This window comes from Candidatus Electrothrix sp. (genome assembly GCF_052785085.1).
Genome location: NZ_JALAAI010000092.1, coordinates 1 through 15730, shown reverse-complemented (window position 1 = coordinate 15730; position 15730 = coordinate 1). Strand labels below are relative to the sequence as shown.

Below are 15730 nucleotides of genomic sequence, written 5' to 3'. Positions count from 1 at the left end.
TCGAGCGTGTGCAGTTGTCCCAGTTCTTTGAGGACCGAGATGTCGGTGAGCTGATTATCACTTAAATAGAGCGTGTGCAGTTGTCCCAGTTCTTTGAGGACCGAGATGTCGGTGAGCTTATTATAACGTAAATAGAGCGTGTGCAGTTGTCCCAGTTCTTTGAGGACCGAGATGTCGGTGAGCTGATTAGAACGTAAATCGAGCGTGTGCAGTTGTCCCAGTTCTTTGAGGACCGAGATGTCGGTGAGCTGATTATCACTTAAATAGAGCGTGTGCAGTTGTCCCAGTTCTTTGAGGACCGAGATGTCGGTGAGCTTATTATAACTTAAATCGAGCGTGTGCAGTTGTCCCAGTTCTTTGAGGACCGAGATGTCGGTGAGCTTATTAGAACGTAAATCGAGCGTGTGCAGTTGTCCCAGTTCTTTGAGGACCGAGATGTCGGTGAGCTGATTAGAACTTAAATCGAGCGTGTGCAGTTGTCCCAGTTCTTCAAACAGAGAAAAATCGGTATTGCCATTGGTAAGCCCGGCGTTACGTATACGCAGGGCCGTGACTTGCCCCTGCTCATCGGCAACATAAGAAAAGTCGTCAGGCCCGGATCTCGCATCTCTGCGCTTGAACTCGGATTCATCCATCCGGCGCAACTGCACCCGCAGAGCCTTCTCTATTTCTTTAATAACCTCTAAATCATTCGATGCCATAGTATCCTGTATCAGCAAAAGAAACGCCGTAAGAAGAATCTGATCTTTCCACCTGTACCAACAGAGGTACGCCCGGTTCGCGAACCGCCCCTGCATATCCACAACCGGCTTTCGGACATACAAAACAACGAATCGGACGTTCCGAACGAGCTTCTGTATATATCAAACCTCTTCCAGGACGTTCCAGACGAGCTTTTGTATATCCCAAACGAGGTAGAGGATGTTCACAACGAGACTTTGTATGTCCAGAATCTCAATTCGGACATCCGGCAAGAGATTTTGCATGTACGCAACGAGGTTTTGCATGTCCAGAACCTTGATTCGGACATCCAGAAAGAGATTATGGACGTCCGCAACAAGTATTTCAACGTGTAAACACAGTGTACAAACATGTAAAAGCTTCATGCAAACGTTGCAACACTGCATTCATGCGTTGACCGGCAGGCTGGATACGTCCGGTAGCAGGTGTATTTTTTACAAACTCTTATCCACAATCTCACCCGTATCACGGGACAAGCCCGGCAGGGCCGCAATCTCCTCAAGAGCCGTCTTCATCAGGTCTCGGCGATGTTCATCATACTGCTTCCAGCGGGTGAGGGGAGATACCATTCGTGCGGCCACCTGATGATTTATCGGGTCAAGCTCGGTGATGCAGTCAACCAGGAAGGTATAGCCACTCCCGTCCTTGGCATGGAATTGATGCTGATTGCCGCAAAAGGCCCCGATCAGTGAACGCACCTTATTGGGATTTTTCATGCTGAAGGCTGGATGTTGCATCAGCTCCAGAACCCGTTGCAGGGTTCCGGGCAGGGTACAGGTAGCCTGGAGAACAAGCCATTTATCTACAACCAGGGGATCATCCTGCCAGCGGTCGTAAAAATCAGCAAGCAGCTCATCTCCTGCGGCCTGGTCCGCATTGACCACTGCTCCTAAAGCAGCCAGGGCATCAGTCATATTATCGGATTCTTGATACTGTTTCTTGCCGATGTTCAGCAGTTCTTCGGAAAGAGTTTCCTCCGCTTCCGGGGCCAACAGATAGGCGAGATGACAGTTGCGCAAAGCACGACGGGCCGCCTCTTCAGCGGAATATTGGTACGGCTTCTCTGTTTCCAGTCTGTAATAATTCTCATACAGGACATCCCGATGCTGCTGACTCAGTTGCAGCCGGAAAGCCTGGCGAGTGACATGGACAGCCTCCGGTTCAATGACGCTGAGTTGCTGGCTGATCCAGGTATCCGAAGGCAGGGTCAGGGCGGAAGCCAGAAAAGCCGGATCAGTCTCCTTATCACAGAGCAGCCGCTCAAAGGCCTGATGAAAGATGGCTGGAACGGTCAGTTCCTTGCCGTGCTGCCAATCATCAATCCCGGCCAGAAGGTAGCGCAGGCCCAGTTGCTGCCCGGCATCCCAGCGGTTAAAGGGATCACTGTCATGGGCCATGAGAAAGGCCAGCTCTTCTTCACCAAGATCGGCAACAACCTTGATGGGTGCGGAAAAATTGCGGTTCAGGGAAGGGACAGGTTGCTCTTTCACGCCGGTGAAACGAAATTGCTGTTTGTCCTGGTGCAGGATCAAGGTGCCGTTGTTTTTATTATTTTTGCCTGCATCGTGCAGATACAGCTCCATATCCCGGCCTTTGCTGTCCAGCAGGCCGATGCACAGGGGCAGGAGAAAGGGCTTTTTGTCTGCGCTCTTTTGATCTGGTGTGTCCGGGCAGGTCTGCTGCGCTGTCAGGGTGTATTCCTGAGTGGCAGGATCATAGTCCTGGGAAATCGTGACAACAGGCGTTCCGGCCTGACTGTACCAGAGCTTGAACTGCTCAAAATCCAGATGATTCTCTTCTTGCTGGGCATCCTGGAGGGCCTGAATAAAATCATCGCAAGTCACGGCCTGACCATCATGCCGTTCAAAATAGAGATCCATACCCTTGCGAAAGCCCTCGGCTCCCAACAGGGTGTGGAGCATGCGGACCACCTCAGCCCCTTTATGATATACCGTCAGGGTGTAGAAATTATTGATCTCCACATAAGAGGCCGGTCGCACCGGATGGGCCATAGGCCCGCTGTCTTCCCGAAATTGCAAGGAGCGTATGATGTCGGCATCATGAATCCGCTTGACCGCCCTGGAACCCATGTCTGCGGAAAACTCCTGATCGCGAAACACGGTGAGTCCTTCTTTCAGACTGAGTTGAAACCAGTCCCGACAAGTGACTCTGTTACCTGACCAGTTATGAAAGTACTCATGGCCAATGACTCCTTCAATGCCTTCATAATCAGTATCTGTTGCTGTCTCAGGTTGGGCAAGGACATATTTGGAATTAAAAATATTTAATCCCTTGTTTTCCATAGCTCCCATATTAAAATCATCCACTGCAACGATCATGTAGGTGTCAAGATCGTATTCCCGGCCAAAGACCTGTTCATCCCAGCGCATGGCGTGCTTGAGGGATTCCATAGCATGGTCGCATTTCTCTTTATTGCGATGCTCCACATAAATCTGCAGGCTGATCTCGCAACCGGACATGGTAGTAAAACGATCCTGAATACAGGTCAGGTCACCGGCAACCAAGGCAAAAAGATAGCTCGGCTTGGGAAAAGGATCGTGCCAGGTGGCAAAATGGCGACCATCAAGAAGTTCTCCTTGCGCTGTTCGGTTGCCGTTGGCCAGCAGTACCGGGCAGCTGTCTTTAGGACCGATGATAATGGTGGTGAAGACCGCCAGGACATCCGGTCGGTCGGGATAACAGGTGATACGACGGAAGCCCTCAGCCTCACACTGGGTGCAGTAGTTCCCTGATGAGAGATACAGTCCTTCCAAGGCAGTGTTCTCCTGCGGGTTGATGAGCGTCTCAATTCCCAGGGTGAACTGATCCGGTACTTCTGGAATCCGAAGTGTATTGCCATCATAGGAATATTCATCCTTTGTCAGAGGAAGCATATCAATTTGTACAGAGACCAATTCAAGAGACTCGCCAGTGAGTTCAAGGGCAGAGTTGTTCTCCTGTCCGTATGCATTGCGCTGCATGGTGATGCGAGTAAGCACTCGGGTCTGCGTTGGATCCAATTCAAAACGGAGATCGACCGTGGAGAGGGTAAAGGGATAGGGATAATAGTCTTTGAGATATTTTGTTGTATGTGGTTCCATGAACGTATAGTTTTTACTTTTTAGTTTTTGGTTAGGTGAACAAGAAAATCCGTATCAGTTATTTTATATTTTTCCAGGTTCGTGTATACTGGTAGCCTTTATTTGATCGTACCTTGTGCAGACTTTGTTATAAACAGGAAAAGTGCTGCTGGCCGTCTGGGAAAAACGCATCATGTTCAGGGTAATAGCTGTACGATCAATAGACAATCAGAAAAAGGCATGTTGCGTTGGAAAGTGTATCGGACGTAACTTTTCGCCTTGGATATGCTGAAACGTTTACTCTTGGATTGTATTCCAATGGCAGAAAAGAAAAAGAACCTTCTTGTTTATCATATTTTTTTCATTTTAATTTGCGGTGGTCTGTTATATTTTTTATGGAAGGCTCCACCAGAAACAACGCCGCACCTGCCCCGTGATCATAATCATGAGCGTTTTATGGACATGGATCGGAAGCAGGCAGAAGGTTTTTGCCTGGAATGCCATGCAGAGGGAAAAGAACAGGCTTTGTCAGAAAAACATCCGCAACCTTATCGCTGTCTTTTTTGTCATAAAAGGGTGGATCAGATCCGGCAGATTAATACAGACGAGTAAGGTTGGATAAGGTCGGAATATGTGGAATGTTAAAGATGTGTATTATGTATCTGATTCAACAGCCTTACTGACAGAAGATATTGGCAAGTCCCTCCTTTGTCAGTTCCCTGCCATTGGTTTTAATGAGGAAAAAATTCCCTTTGTCAAAACGCCCAGTGATGCAGAACACGCTGTTACCCGTATCCTGAAGCAGTCGGGTGGTCTGTTGCCTTTGGTTTTTTGTACTATTATTAACCCGGAAATTCGTGATGTTTTTGACCGGGCTGAAATAGAGATGTTGGATCTGTATGATGGCCTGTTAGACAGGCTTGAACACAAGCTGGAAGCTAAGGCCTTGCGTCAGCCTGGAGTTTTTCGTAACCCTGGTGATAATACCCGACCAGATAAACGGGTAGAAGCTATTCATTATACCATTGAGCATGATGATGGGCAGCGAACCAGTGGCTATGATCAGGCAGAAGTTATTTTGGTTGGGGTCTCCAGAACTGGAAAAACACCGGTCAGTGTTTATCTGGCCACTCATCTCGGGCGGAAAGCAGCTAATTTCCCTATGACTGCGGATCATTTGGCAGCCTATGAACTTCCAGCAGATATTGTTCGTAATCGTCATAAAACTGTTGGGTTGACCATTACTCCTCAGTTTCTTCATCGAATCAGAGAAGAACGCTATAAAGGGAGTTCCTATGCCCGGTTGGCAACATGCCGGACTGAAATTCACCAGGCAGAACAACTCTATATGCGGCATGGAATCAAGACCATCAATACTGAAGGGAAATCCATTGAGGAACTTGCGGTCCAGGTTACTCAGCTACTCGGTATATCAAAGAAAAAAAGATAAAAGATGGATTCCTCTCTTTCATCATCCTCGTTTCTCTTGCCGTGTCTCGTGGTGTGGAGTCTGATATGGGTTTTGATGTCGAGCTGTAGTCATTCAGAAAAGCAAGCGGAGAATTTTATGGATAGTCCAGAAATACAGCGTATTCTGTTTCATCCTCGGGTAAGCGAACCAACCCCTGTCCCCCCAAGTGCTGAAGACCTTGGTATTGAAGTTGAACCTGGTGTTACCATTGGATGTCGTTTTTTTGCAGCAGGAAAAGACAAACCAACGATTTTGTTTTTTCATGGAAATGGTGAAATTGTTTCTGATTACGATGAGATCGGCCTGGAATATATGCGTTATGGCCTGAATGTGGTGGTCACGGACTATCGCGGTTATGGTTGGAGTGACGGCACGCCAACTTTTTCGAACCTGCTTGCAGATTGCCATGTTTTGTATAACGAGCTGAAGAAAATGCTCACAGAGCGGGGATACCGGCCAGCAATTTTTATTATGGGACGATCATTAGGATCTGCCTCAGCCATAGAAGTTGCGCAGGCGTATCAGGATGAGATCAGTGGTTTGATTATTGAAAGTGGTTTTGCTGAAACCCTGGCTTTGGCAAAAACTCTTGGGGCTGACATCACTGGGATTGATATAACTGAGGAACAGACGTTTAATAATGTCGGTAAAATTACGAAAATCACCAAACCGACTTTTCTGCTCCACGGTCAGCGGGACACCCTGATTCCCCTTTGGCAAGCGGAAAAATTACATGCTGAAAGCGGTGCTCGGGTCAAAGAACTTCAGGTGGTGCCAGGTGCTGATCATAATTCTTTGATCAGTATTGGTGGAAAATATTATTTTATGGCTATCCAGCAATTTATTGCAAAAATCACCGGAGATTCGGACTGGCGGAACCAGAGAAAGAAATTCAAGAACAAGCAAGCCCTTGCTGAATAGGAAACCGGAGGAGTATGGGGACAGGAAAACGGACAGATTGCCTGACTTGGGATGAATATTTTATGGCAGTGGCCCTGCTTTCCGGGCAACGTTCAAAAGATCCAAATACCCAGGTTGGTGCCTGTGTTGCGGATTCTGATAATAAGATTGTAGGAGTGGGCTATAATGGTTTTCCCTGGGGATGTTCTGATGATGAGTTACCGTGGAGCCGTGAGGGAGATTATCTGGATACCAAGTATCCTTATGTCTGTCATGCAGAATTGAATGCGGTGCTTAATGCAACCTCTCGCAATCTTTCCGGTTGTCGGATCTATGTGGCCCTGTTTCCCTGTAATGAATGCACCAAGGTGATTATTCAGTCAGGTATTGGAGAGATTATTTATCTTTCTGATAAATATAACCATACTGATACAGTGAAGGCTTCAAAGATTATGCTGGGAAAATCTGGTGTCCAGTACAGGCAGTTTACAACAGAACGGGAACAGGTAAAGCTTGTCTTTTAGGGAGATTGCCGATGATTGTTTGAAGAATAACGTGTAAAGAAAGATGTACTTTACTTTACTTTACTTTACTTTACTTTACTTTGCTTACCAGGTATACAAATATTGTATTTGTGTTTTTGGGAGAGAATCGTCAAACATTGGGTGGAGAGAAAACATGAAAACTGTTCTTTATGCAGTAGTTATTTCAATCATAATAAGTTGTGTGGGTATACAAAACCTGTGGGCACAGTCAAACGGGAATGATTCAGGAAGAAGATTAGGGCTGGGTGATCGTGAGCTTGTTCCATTACCAGAGCATGTTGAATTGCCGGATCATGTTGATCCTCCGACACGACCTCGTATAGAACGTCCTGAATGGATGGTTCGTTTTTTGAAAGATAATAAAAAATATGGCTTACTGGTTGCCGTAGAAAAAGCCTTGGATGATGATGTGAGCGCGAAAGAAATTTTAACCTTTATCATTGAGAATGAAGAAGAAATAGGGATTAAAAGAGGATTAAAGGCTCTATACTGCGCCGGTGCCGACAGGGAGGAAGTTCAGGAGGCTGCGGATAAGCTTGGTGTGACTATTGAAGATTTGAGTATCGCTCTTGAAGAGAGTATTGCAGAGTGTGGGGATAAGTTAACATTAAGTGATCGTGATATCATAAATAATAAACCAGGCAACAGGTTTGGACTGAGTGATCGGGATCTTGTTCCCCTGCCTGACCATGTTATTCTGCCGGAACACGTTACACCGCCCACAAGACCACGACGGCCTTCAAGTCCTTCTGCGCCGTGACACTACAGCCTCGTTAGCGAATATGGCAGATATGATAAATATGGTTTGCACAGCATCGTAATCAATCAGAAGAGTAAACAATAATGAATAGTCGATATAAAAAATATACTGTCAGTGCGTTGTTTTTGATGGTGAGTTCGCAAGCGTTTAATGCAGGATCTCAGGAACTCAATCAGGCAGGTGGTTCATCCACCTCTGATTTGCCGATGGCAAAGGTAATATACACTGATCAGATTCAAAACCTGGAACCTACGATGTACCAGAATCAAAATCTAGCCCCACCCCCTGTTGTAATGTCAGCTGAGACTGAAGTTGGAAGAGAACAGGAAGAAGTTACTTCCGATGGCAGAGTTTTTGGTTATCGATATGGAAAATTTCATGCTTCATTAGGGGGGGGGTGGCAATCGACTGATAATCTGTATAATGATGATGGGGAAAAAATTGAAAGCTTTCAGGCGTCAATTTCTCCAACTGTATGGTATACATGGCCGAGAAGAAGCAGCCGACCGCTTCAGGTCGCCGCAGACAACACACCGGTTGGTGGTTTGCAATACAGTCCAACCGAATATGATATTTATAACAAGTTCAATTTGTATTTTGGCGGAAAATTAACCTACACAACCTATTCGGCGAATTCTGATCTTAATAATACTCAAGGAGGATTACAAGCGCAGATAAACTACAAACACAATGATCGACTTTCTCTAAGTCTGATGGATAATTATTCCCGTGGTCAGGATATATTTAATGTTGCTGAAGCAACCTCTGAAAATAATCGTGTTTATGATTCAAACGTTGTACAAGCTAATGCCAAATGGCATGTAACTGATAAAATCTATGCAGGATTAGGATATTCTAATCATCTTTTGCTCTATGAACTTGATTTAAATAATTTTATGGATCGAGCTGATCATGGATTTAACGGTACACTGGGTTATACGTACAGCCCAAAAACAAATTTTTTTATGAGCATGTCTCATTTTATGGCTGCTTATGATGAAGATGAAATGCCGGATAATGCGAATATTATCGTTCGGGCAGGAATTAACTGGCAGGCCACTGTCAAAACCGGTTTTATGCTCGGTGCTGGCTATCAGATGGTAGATTATGATGAAGATTGGAAGAGTGATGGAGCTGAAGCGGTTGTCGATACCTTGAAGGATGGACAGGAAAGTTTTAATTACGAAATACAGGGGACTTGGCAGGCAACTCGCAAAAATCAATTTCTGTTAAACTCAACGTATAATATTGAACAGTCAGACAGCCAGTATGCACTGAATAAAACTGTATGGACTTCTCGACTTGGCTATAGCTATCGATTCACCAGTCGTATCAAAGCGACAATGGACTTTATCTATGAAGAGTCAGATTATGCGCAGTTTGATGGTGCTTCTCGTTTTGATGAGCGCTGGAATTTTAGCCCGAGTCTTAGTTTTGCATTGAGGAAATGGTTGTCATTGTCTCTGTCCTACGGCTTTGATAAAAAAGATTCTAATTTTGATGAATTGGACTATGAATCAAATACCTTGGGTATCAGTGCCGGTGGCGCATTTTAACAACCTCTGATAATTTTATGCAAAGCCAACAAAAATCATGCTGAAGAATAGAACAAACTGCCTGAAAAGCGACGCGACTAACCTTTTCTTTTTACTAATTATTGCCTTGTGCCTGGTTTTATTGGCAGCAGCTTCGGCTTCTTGTAATATCGGATCGCCTGATAATATTCAGGGAATTGTATCAAAGAATCAGACTGTATCCTCCCGTGTTCCGAAGATAACATTACCTTCATTTAGTCCTTCGCAGCACAGTAAAACAACAGCTGTTAAGAATATGGTCGATTATTCGATCGGAGCAGGTGATGTCCTTTCCATCAAAGTTTTTGATCATGAGGAATTAACAGCCAAAGCGAGAGTCACTCAGGCTGGGACAGTCGATTTTCCTTTAATCGGAGAAGTACATGTTGCTGGACTGGGGACGACGGCAGCAGCGCACCGTATAGAAAGTGCTCTGGCAAATGGCTATATTATCGACCCACAGGTGACTATTTTTATAGAGCAGTTTAAAAGTAAAAAGGTAGTGGTTCTCGGTGCTGTCTATAACCCAGGTCTAGTTGAGTTAAATGGGTCGATAAACTTGCTTGAACTGATATCTCAGGTTGGTGGATTAAAAGATAATGCAGGAGAAACAGCAATAATTAAACGGCAGGAAAACGGAACACAGAAAGATATTCCTATTAATCTGGATCGACTGATAAAAACCGGTGATCCTCAGCTGAATATTCAGATTTTAGGAGGGGATACCGTTGCAATCGCTGAAGGTGCGGTCTGCTTTATCACAGGCGAAGTGAATCAACCAGGTAAATACCTCTGTGGTTCAGATTCGACCGTCTTTAATATTGTTACTCGGGCTGGGAGCTTGACGGAAAAAGCTCTTGAATCAGGGATAAAGATCACTCGAACAGTGAATGGTATTAAGCAGATAATGCAAAATGTGACGCAGGATACTGTTGTCCAGGCTGATGATGTTATTTTTGTCCCGCAGCGACCAGTGAGTAAGGAGGAGGAGACGCAGTGTTTTATTAGTGGCGAAGTAAATCGTCCAGGAGCCTATCCTTGCTCTGGAAAAACAAGTATACTGAAATTATTGACCAAAGCAGGTGGTCTTACAGACAATGCCTTGGAATCAGGAATTGAGATTAATCGGCAGGTTAACGGCACGAAGCGGGTTTTAAGAAATGTTGACAAGGATACTTTGCTACAACGAGAGGATGTTGTAATCGTACCTGCAAGTGCTGTAAAAAAGAACGCTGATTGCTTTATTGCTGGCGAGGTGAATCGTCCAGGAGCCTATCCTTGTTCAAGAAAAACCAGTATGCTGAAGTTGTTGACGCGAGCGGGTGGCTTGTCTAAGAACGCTTTAGAATCAGGAATTGAGATTAATCGGCAGGTTAATGGAAGAAAACAGGTACTAAGAAATATTAATAAAGATACGTTGCTTCAACCGGATGATGTGGTTATTGTGCCAGCAAGTGCTGCCAAAAATGAAGCAGTCTGTTATATCACTGGTCAGGTGAAGCGACCAGGAGCTTACCCGTGTGGCAGAAAGACCACTGTTCTAAAGATGATTTCCTTAGCAGGAGGCTTTACCGGCATTGCAGCAGAATCAAGTATAGAAATAAAGCGAATAGTTAATGGAAAAAAACAGGTACTGGAAGATATTGATGATGTCACATTATTGCAACCCGAGGATGTTGTTGTTGTACCGGAAAGTTTTTTTTGATTTTATTGAATGATTTTGTATGTTGAGTCCCTTCGCCTTTTGATTAAACCAACTTATGAAAATCTCCAGAAGTTCCATCTGGTTATAGGAATGATGGAGTATTTCCTTCTTATTTATAAAATAATATAATGTACCCGGAAGAATCCATAGTAGATAATAATATTCAACAAACGCAGCAGCCATCATCCAAGCATTTGTTTGATTATCTCCGTGTGTTGCGGAGACGAATGTGGTTAATTCTCGCAGTTGTAGCGATAATTTTTTCGATAACGGCATTATCTACGTTTTCAAAGATCCCCTACTACACAGCAACAACCCAAGTTCTGATTGAAAAGAACATGGAAAAGGGGCGTCTTGAAGGATTGTTAAGCTCTCGGACATGGGATCCTGATTTTAAAGCGACTCAATTGCAATTGATACAGAGTCATAATGTGGCCCTTAGAGTTGTAGAAAATCTTCATTTGGATACAAAATATAAAAAATATTTCCTGGGATCTACATTACCTCGTTCAGGTGGCTTTGATGCTCTTGTCCAGACCCTTGTCACTTTTGGGTCGTCACTGGTCGGATCAATTCTTAATGGAGATAAAAATGGGACTGTTCAGACAGAAAATGGACAGGCAACCGTTGACGCAGGAGGTAAAACAGATGCAGAAAAAATTGCCGGTATACTCCAGGGTTCCCTCACTCTGTCTCCTATGCATAATACCAAAATCGTCAATGTGAGCTATACCCATCATGAACCTAAAATTGCTCAAATGGTTGCTAATGGGGTTGTTCAGGCCTATACTGAAGAAACTTTGGATATACAAACAAGTACTACAAAACAAACGCTTAATTGGATGACAGTAAAGGCAGGTGAGGAACGAAAAAAACTTGAGGACGCAGAAAGGGCTTTACAAGACTACATGCGAAAGAATGATATTGTAACTATTGAGAATAAATTAGCTATCCTTCCTGAACGCCTTTCGCAATTCAGCTCTGAACTTACTGCTGCGCAGACTGAGGAGAAAAAATATGCTGCTGTTTATCAACAAATAAAAAGAGCCGGTAAAAATGAAAAAAAACTAGAAGCTATCCCTTTACTTGCGAATAACAGTGAGTTGCAGGCACTTCGTGGAGAGCTTTTTGCTGCGGAGCAGAATGTTAGAGAATTATCTAAGAAGTATGGTGAGAAACATCCGATGATGATCAAGGCCCGGTCTGATCAAAAATTATTACAAAAAAAGAAGCGGGTTGAAATAGAACGGGTTATTGAAATGGTGAAAAACAATTACGAGCTTGTCAAAACCCGGGTTAAAGATTTGACCAAAATGATGGATGAGTCCAAGGCTGAATTACAGGATATGAATAAGCTTTTTGTTGAATACACTATCTTGAACAGAGATAAAGAAATGAACAGGAATATCTATGATGCATTGTCCAGTAGTATTAAGAAAACCAATGTGACAGCGCAGGCAATGGATCTCAGAATATGGGCTATGAAAAAAGCAGGCCTTCCCCTTGCACCGTCAAGACCGAATAAAAAGAAAGAATTATTCAAGGGGCTTGTTATTGGATTGAGCCTTGGAATCGCTTTGGTTTTTTTCCTGGATTATATAGATAATACTGTTTCTGCAGGCGAAGACCTGGAAAAAAGGTATGGCCTGACCGTGCTTGGTGCAGTCGAAGACCTTCCCAAGAAAAGCAAAAATGTTGAAACGTTTATTATAGATAATCCTCTTTCTGCCTTTACAGAGAGCTATAGACTGATTCGATCAGGTGTACTTCTTTCAACTCCGGATCATCCACCGCGTACCCTGCTTATTACCAGTATGATGCAGCAGGAAGGAAAGAGCACAACAACAAAAAACCTGGCCTATATTTTAGCGCAAAATGATAAAAAAGTCTTGATTATTGACGCTGATATGCGACGCCCGAGACAGCATAGTATGTTTGGGATAGACAACTCTTACGGGCTGAGTAATTATCTTTCTGGTAACACGGATGAACAGCAGCCCAGTATGATTAAACCCCAGCCAGATAGTCTTATTTCTGTACTTCCTTCTGGTCCCATTCCACCGAATCCAGCAGAATTATTAGGTTCCAAGAGAATGCAAACATTATTGAATAAATCAATTGAGCGGTTTGATTTTATCCTTCTTGATTCTCCGCCAGTGCAACAGGTGACTGACAGTCTGGTTCTGGCTGGTCTTGTTGAAGGAACAATTACTGTTCTGCATTCCCAAAAAATCACCTATGATATGTTGGATAGCGGGATAAAAAAATTAAAGGAAAGTCAGGCTCATCTGCTGGGATTTGTCCTTAACCGTGTGACAAAACGGACTGCTGGTCAAGGCTATTACGGCTATTACTCCTACTACTCTCGCAAAGGAAAGGGTGGGTATTATACCGAGCAAAAGAAAGGGTAAATCCAGGGCGCAGGGAAACCCGGAAAAAAGGGGGGGTACCTTTTTCCTTTTTTTGTTTACCCTTTTTTTTGCCCCTCTTGCCTTTGGTACAACAGAGCCGTGGTCAATCTTTACATTGGAACTATTGGTAGCAGTGAGCTGCCTTGTTTTTCTTCAGCCATTCTCCCACAAAAAAAGGATATTCTATCGACCACCAGGCCTATTGCCGTTGCTATTGCTGCTTGGCTGGATTTTTTTTCAAACCATCCCACTACCACCATTCATTGTTGGTTGGCTGGCCCCTGATATATATCACGTCTATCAACCGGTACTTGACCTTCCCAGGCAGATTGGAGGGATTTTTCCTGATCACTGGATACCGTTAACAGTGAATAGAAAGGCCAGTCTGCTTGAGGCACTGCGGCTCTGTTCATATGTTCTTTTTTATTTGCTGACAGTTCAGCTTCTCACCAGTAGTAGACGGTTGGTAGTCACGGTGAACGCTGTAAGTTGGCTCGCCCTTTGTCTTGCTCTCCTTGCTGTTGTGCAAAGAATGACAGCACCTGATACGCTGTTTTGGTTTCGCCAATTAACAGGAGGCAAAACAGCCTTTGGCCCCTGGGTCTATAAAAATCATTATGCTGGTTTTATGGTGATGCTCTGTCCACTTGTGCTGGCGCAGTTTATCCTCTATCGCCCTGCACTGGAACATCTTAAAACCATCAGAGAAAAGATTCTGGCCTTTTTTTCAGAAAAAGGAATTGCAATTCATCTCATTATGGGATTTGGATCGCTTGTCCTGCTTGCCTCGGTTTTTCTTACTCAGTCGCGTGGTGGTATCCTCAGTATTCTCTGTTCAGTACTCTGCTTTTTTATTCTGCTTTTCCTGCGGCAGGGAAAAGTGGACAAACTGTCCCTTATTTTGCTGAGCATTGGCGTGTTGATAATCGTTGGATGGTATGGTTGGGACCCTGTCTGGAACCGTTTCACTTCAATTATTAACCAGGAAACCGGAACAATACAAGATGATCGTTTGTTGATCTGGACAGATAGCCTACGGATAATAGCGGATTTTCCCATAACCGGAACAGGTTTTGGTACCTTTGTTGATATCTTCCCCTATTACAAAACCATTTCTGACCATCTTCTCTACGAACACGCTCATAATGATTTTATAGAACTACTGACCGATGGTGGGGCTGTTGCTGGCTTCTTGGCTTTTTGCTGGATCTTTAGTGTACTGAAAACAGGGTACAGAAGTATCCGTGTGCGCCAGGACACGATGTCAGTACTGCTTGCAATGGGGGCCTTGAGCGCTCTTGTTGGTCTTCTTGTTTTTAGTATCTTTGATTTTAATTTGCATAACGGGGCAAACGGCCTGTATTTTGCTTTTTTTTGTGGCCTGTTGGTCTCAGCTGGCAACACCCGGCGTTATTATCAGACTTCTCCTACTTTATTGAAACCTTGGAAATCATCCCATAAGGTACAGGGAATCGCATTGCTGGGGCTTCTTTTCTTCCTTTGTGCAACTCTGGTTATCCAGGGAAGAAAAGTGGTGGCAGAAAAATATTATCAACAGGCTCTGTCGGTTGTCTCCTTACCTTACCTGAAACCTTTCCGTAAACAAGAGCGAGTATATAACCTCATTGAAAAAGCAAAAAAAACAGATCCTTTAACCGGATTATATGCCTATGCCCTGGCAAATATAACAAGGCTACAAGAAAGAGGGCAGGAGGCACTGCGGCTTTCTGCTGAAGCTGTTTTGCAACAACCCATGCATTTCGCCTATCTGCAACAGCTGGGGAGTTTAGTCGCACGAATTGATCTGATCCAGGCCCGGCTTTTGATGGAAACAGGCTACAAAAGGAGTCAACAAAAGGATATTGCCTTTCAGGTATGGGCGGAATTTGAGCTTTCGCATCCTTTGAGAAAGGAAGGATTGATACGGTTGCGAAAAGAAATTGAACATAATAAACAGCTTACCTCTTTACTGTATCCTCTGCTCACCAAGTTTCAGCTTGACCAGCAAGAGCTAGTTGCTGTCCTGCCGGACAGATCTGCTCTTTGGTTTGCTTTTTGGAGTCATTTGAAAAGGGAAGGGAAAACAGAGCAGTATAGCTTTGTGATAGAGCATGTTCTAGCGTATATTGACAAGGAACCCAGGGTGCATGAGCATTATTTTAAAGAGGCTGCGCGCTATTACCGAGTCAAGAAAAAGGAACAAAAGGAAGAATCTGCTTTACTGCTCGGGATTCAGTATGTGCCAGCTTATGCCCCTTTTCATATTCAGCTCGGTGAGATATATTTAAAGAGAGGGTATCAAAAAAGAGCAATTGAACAATTTGAACAGGCCTTATTGCTTGATCCGAAAAACGAAGGGATAGATCGTGCAATCAGAAAAATAAAGCTTGCCGAATAAAGGTTGTATCAAAAAAGTGGCTCTTCGCAGATTAGTGGGAAACGCCATATTCTGCATAATTAGAATAGACATTCTGGGGAGATAATATTATAATTTGTGAAAAAAATCAAAGAGGTTTTTCCATGAAACTACTTTCTCTTGCTTA

Annotated in this window: 12 protein-coding genes; 9 read left to right on the top strand and 3 right to left on the bottom strand. The window is 44.1% G+C overall.

From position 1 onward, the window contains the following. From L2082_RS13805 to pepN, 3 genes are all read right to left on the bottom strand, one after another. Positions 1 to 701: leucine-rich repeat domain-containing protein (locus tag L2082_RS13805; protein WP_446011864.1), on the bottom strand; the 701-nt coding region annotated here is incomplete at its 3' end. 162 nt (positions 702 to 863) lie between these two features. After that, positions 864 to 1106, bottom strand: coding sequence for a hypothetical protein (locus L2082_RS13800; RefSeq protein WP_446011863.1), 243 nt, complete (start codon positions 1104 to 1106; stop codon positions 864 to 866). 69 nt (positions 1107 to 1175) lie between these two features. Continuing rightward, positions 1176 to 3842, bottom strand: a complete 2667-nt coding sequence (gene pepN / locus L2082_RS13795) for an aminopeptidase N (RefSeq protein WP_446009731.1) — start codon at positions 3840 to 3842, stop codon at positions 1176 to 1178. A gap of 297 nt (positions 3843 to 4139) precedes the next feature. Between pepN and L2082_RS13790 the strand changes: the two genes are divergently transcribed. The 9 genes from L2082_RS13790 to L2082_RS13750 all read left to right on the top strand — a co-directional run bounded on the left by L2082_RS13790 (position 4140) and on the right by L2082_RS13750 (position 15585). Continuing rightward, entirely contained in the window at positions 4140 to 4433 is a 294-nt protein-coding gene (locus L2082_RS13790; protein ID WP_446009730.1) for a hypothetical protein, read from the top strand. A gap of 19 nt (positions 4434 to 4452) precedes the next feature. Further along, positions 4453 to 5271 (top strand): pyruvate, phosphate dikinase/phosphoenolpyruvate synthase regulator, encoded by an 819-nt coding sequence (gene ppsR, locus L2082_RS13785; protein ID WP_446009729.1) that lies wholly within the window; start codon positions 4453 to 4455, stop codon positions 5269 to 5271. A 117-nt stretch (positions 5272 to 5388) separates the two neighbouring features. After that, entirely contained in the window at positions 5389 to 6213 is an 825-nt protein-coding gene (locus L2082_RS13780) for an alpha/beta hydrolase (protein ID WP_446009728.1), read from the top strand. Between the two features lie 14 nt (positions 6214 to 6227). Then, positions 6228 to 6716 carry a deoxycytidylate deaminase gene (locus L2082_RS13775; RefSeq protein ID WP_446009727.1) on the top strand — a complete coding sequence of 163 codons (489 nt, stop codon included), beginning with the start codon at positions 6228 to 6230 and terminating at the stop codon, positions 6714 to 6716. 154 nt (positions 6717 to 6870) lie between these two features. Further along, complete coding sequence (locus tag L2082_RS13770) at positions 6871 to 7497, top strand: hypothetical protein (RefSeq protein WP_446009726.1); 627 nt, start codon at positions 6871 to 6873, stop codon at positions 7495 to 7497. 83 nt (positions 7498 to 7580) lie between these two features. Beyond that, positions 7581 to 9053 (top strand): outer membrane beta-barrel protein, encoded by a 1473-nt coding sequence (locus L2082_RS13765; RefSeq protein ID WP_446011862.1) that lies wholly within the window; start codon positions 7581 to 7583, stop codon positions 9051 to 9053. A gap of 37 nt (positions 9054 to 9090) precedes the next feature. Then, a complete protein-coding gene (locus L2082_RS13760) occupies positions 9091 to 10776 on the top strand; it encodes an SLBB domain-containing protein (RefSeq protein ID WP_446011861.1) in 1686 nt (561 codons plus the stop codon). A 128-nt stretch (positions 10777 to 10904) separates the two neighbouring features. After that, positions 10905 to 13187, top strand: coding sequence for a GumC family protein (locus L2082_RS13755; protein WP_446010555.1), 2283 nt, complete (start codon positions 10905 to 10907; stop codon positions 13185 to 13187). A 202-nt stretch (positions 13188 to 13389) separates the two neighbouring features. Then, positions 13390 to 15585, top strand: coding sequence for an O-antigen ligase family protein (locus L2082_RS13750; protein ID WP_446011860.1), 2196 nt, complete (start codon positions 13390 to 13392; stop codon positions 15583 to 15585). Positions 15586 to 15730 lie beyond the last annotated feature (145 nt).

What these genes read in the sequence shown, in the direction of transcription:
- L2082_RS13760 (WP_446011861.1), top strand. Translation starts at nt 9,091, where the DNA reads ATGCTGAAGAATAGAACAAACTGCCTGAAAAGCGACGCGACTAACCTT.
- L2082_RS13800 (WP_446011863.1), bottom strand. Translation starts at nt 1,106, where the DNA reads ATGAAGCTTTTACATGTTTGTACACTGTGTTTACACGTTGAAATACTT.
- L2082_RS13775 (WP_446009727.1), top strand. Translation starts at nt 6,228, where the DNA reads ATGGGGACAGGAAAACGGACAGATTGCCTGACTTGGGATGAATATTTT.
- ppsR (WP_446009729.1), top strand. Translation starts at nt 4,453, where the DNA reads ATGTGGAATGTTAAAGATGTGTATTATGTATCTGATTCAACAGCCTTA.
- L2082_RS13770 (WP_446009726.1), top strand. Translation starts at nt 6,871, where the DNA reads ATGAAAACTGTTCTTTATGCAGTAGTTATTTCAATCATAATAAGTTGT.
- L2082_RS13780 (WP_446009728.1), top strand. Translation starts at nt 5,389, where the DNA reads ATGGATAGTCCAGAAATACAGCGTATTCTGTTTCATCCTCGGGTAAGC.
- L2082_RS13790 (WP_446009730.1), top strand. Translation starts at nt 4,140, where the DNA reads ATGGCAGAAAAGAAAAAGAACCTTCTTGTTTATCATATTTTTTTCATT.
- L2082_RS13755 (WP_446010555.1), top strand. Translation starts at nt 10,905, where the DNA reads ATGTACCCGGAAGAATCCATAGTAGATAATAATATTCAACAAACGCAG.
- L2082_RS13765 (WP_446011862.1), top strand. Translation starts at nt 7,581, where the DNA reads ATGAATAGTCGATATAAAAAATATACTGTCAGTGCGTTGTTTTTGATG.
- pepN (WP_446009731.1), bottom strand. Translation starts at nt 3,842, where the DNA reads ATGGAACCACATACAACAAAATATCTCAAAGACTATTATCCCTATCCC.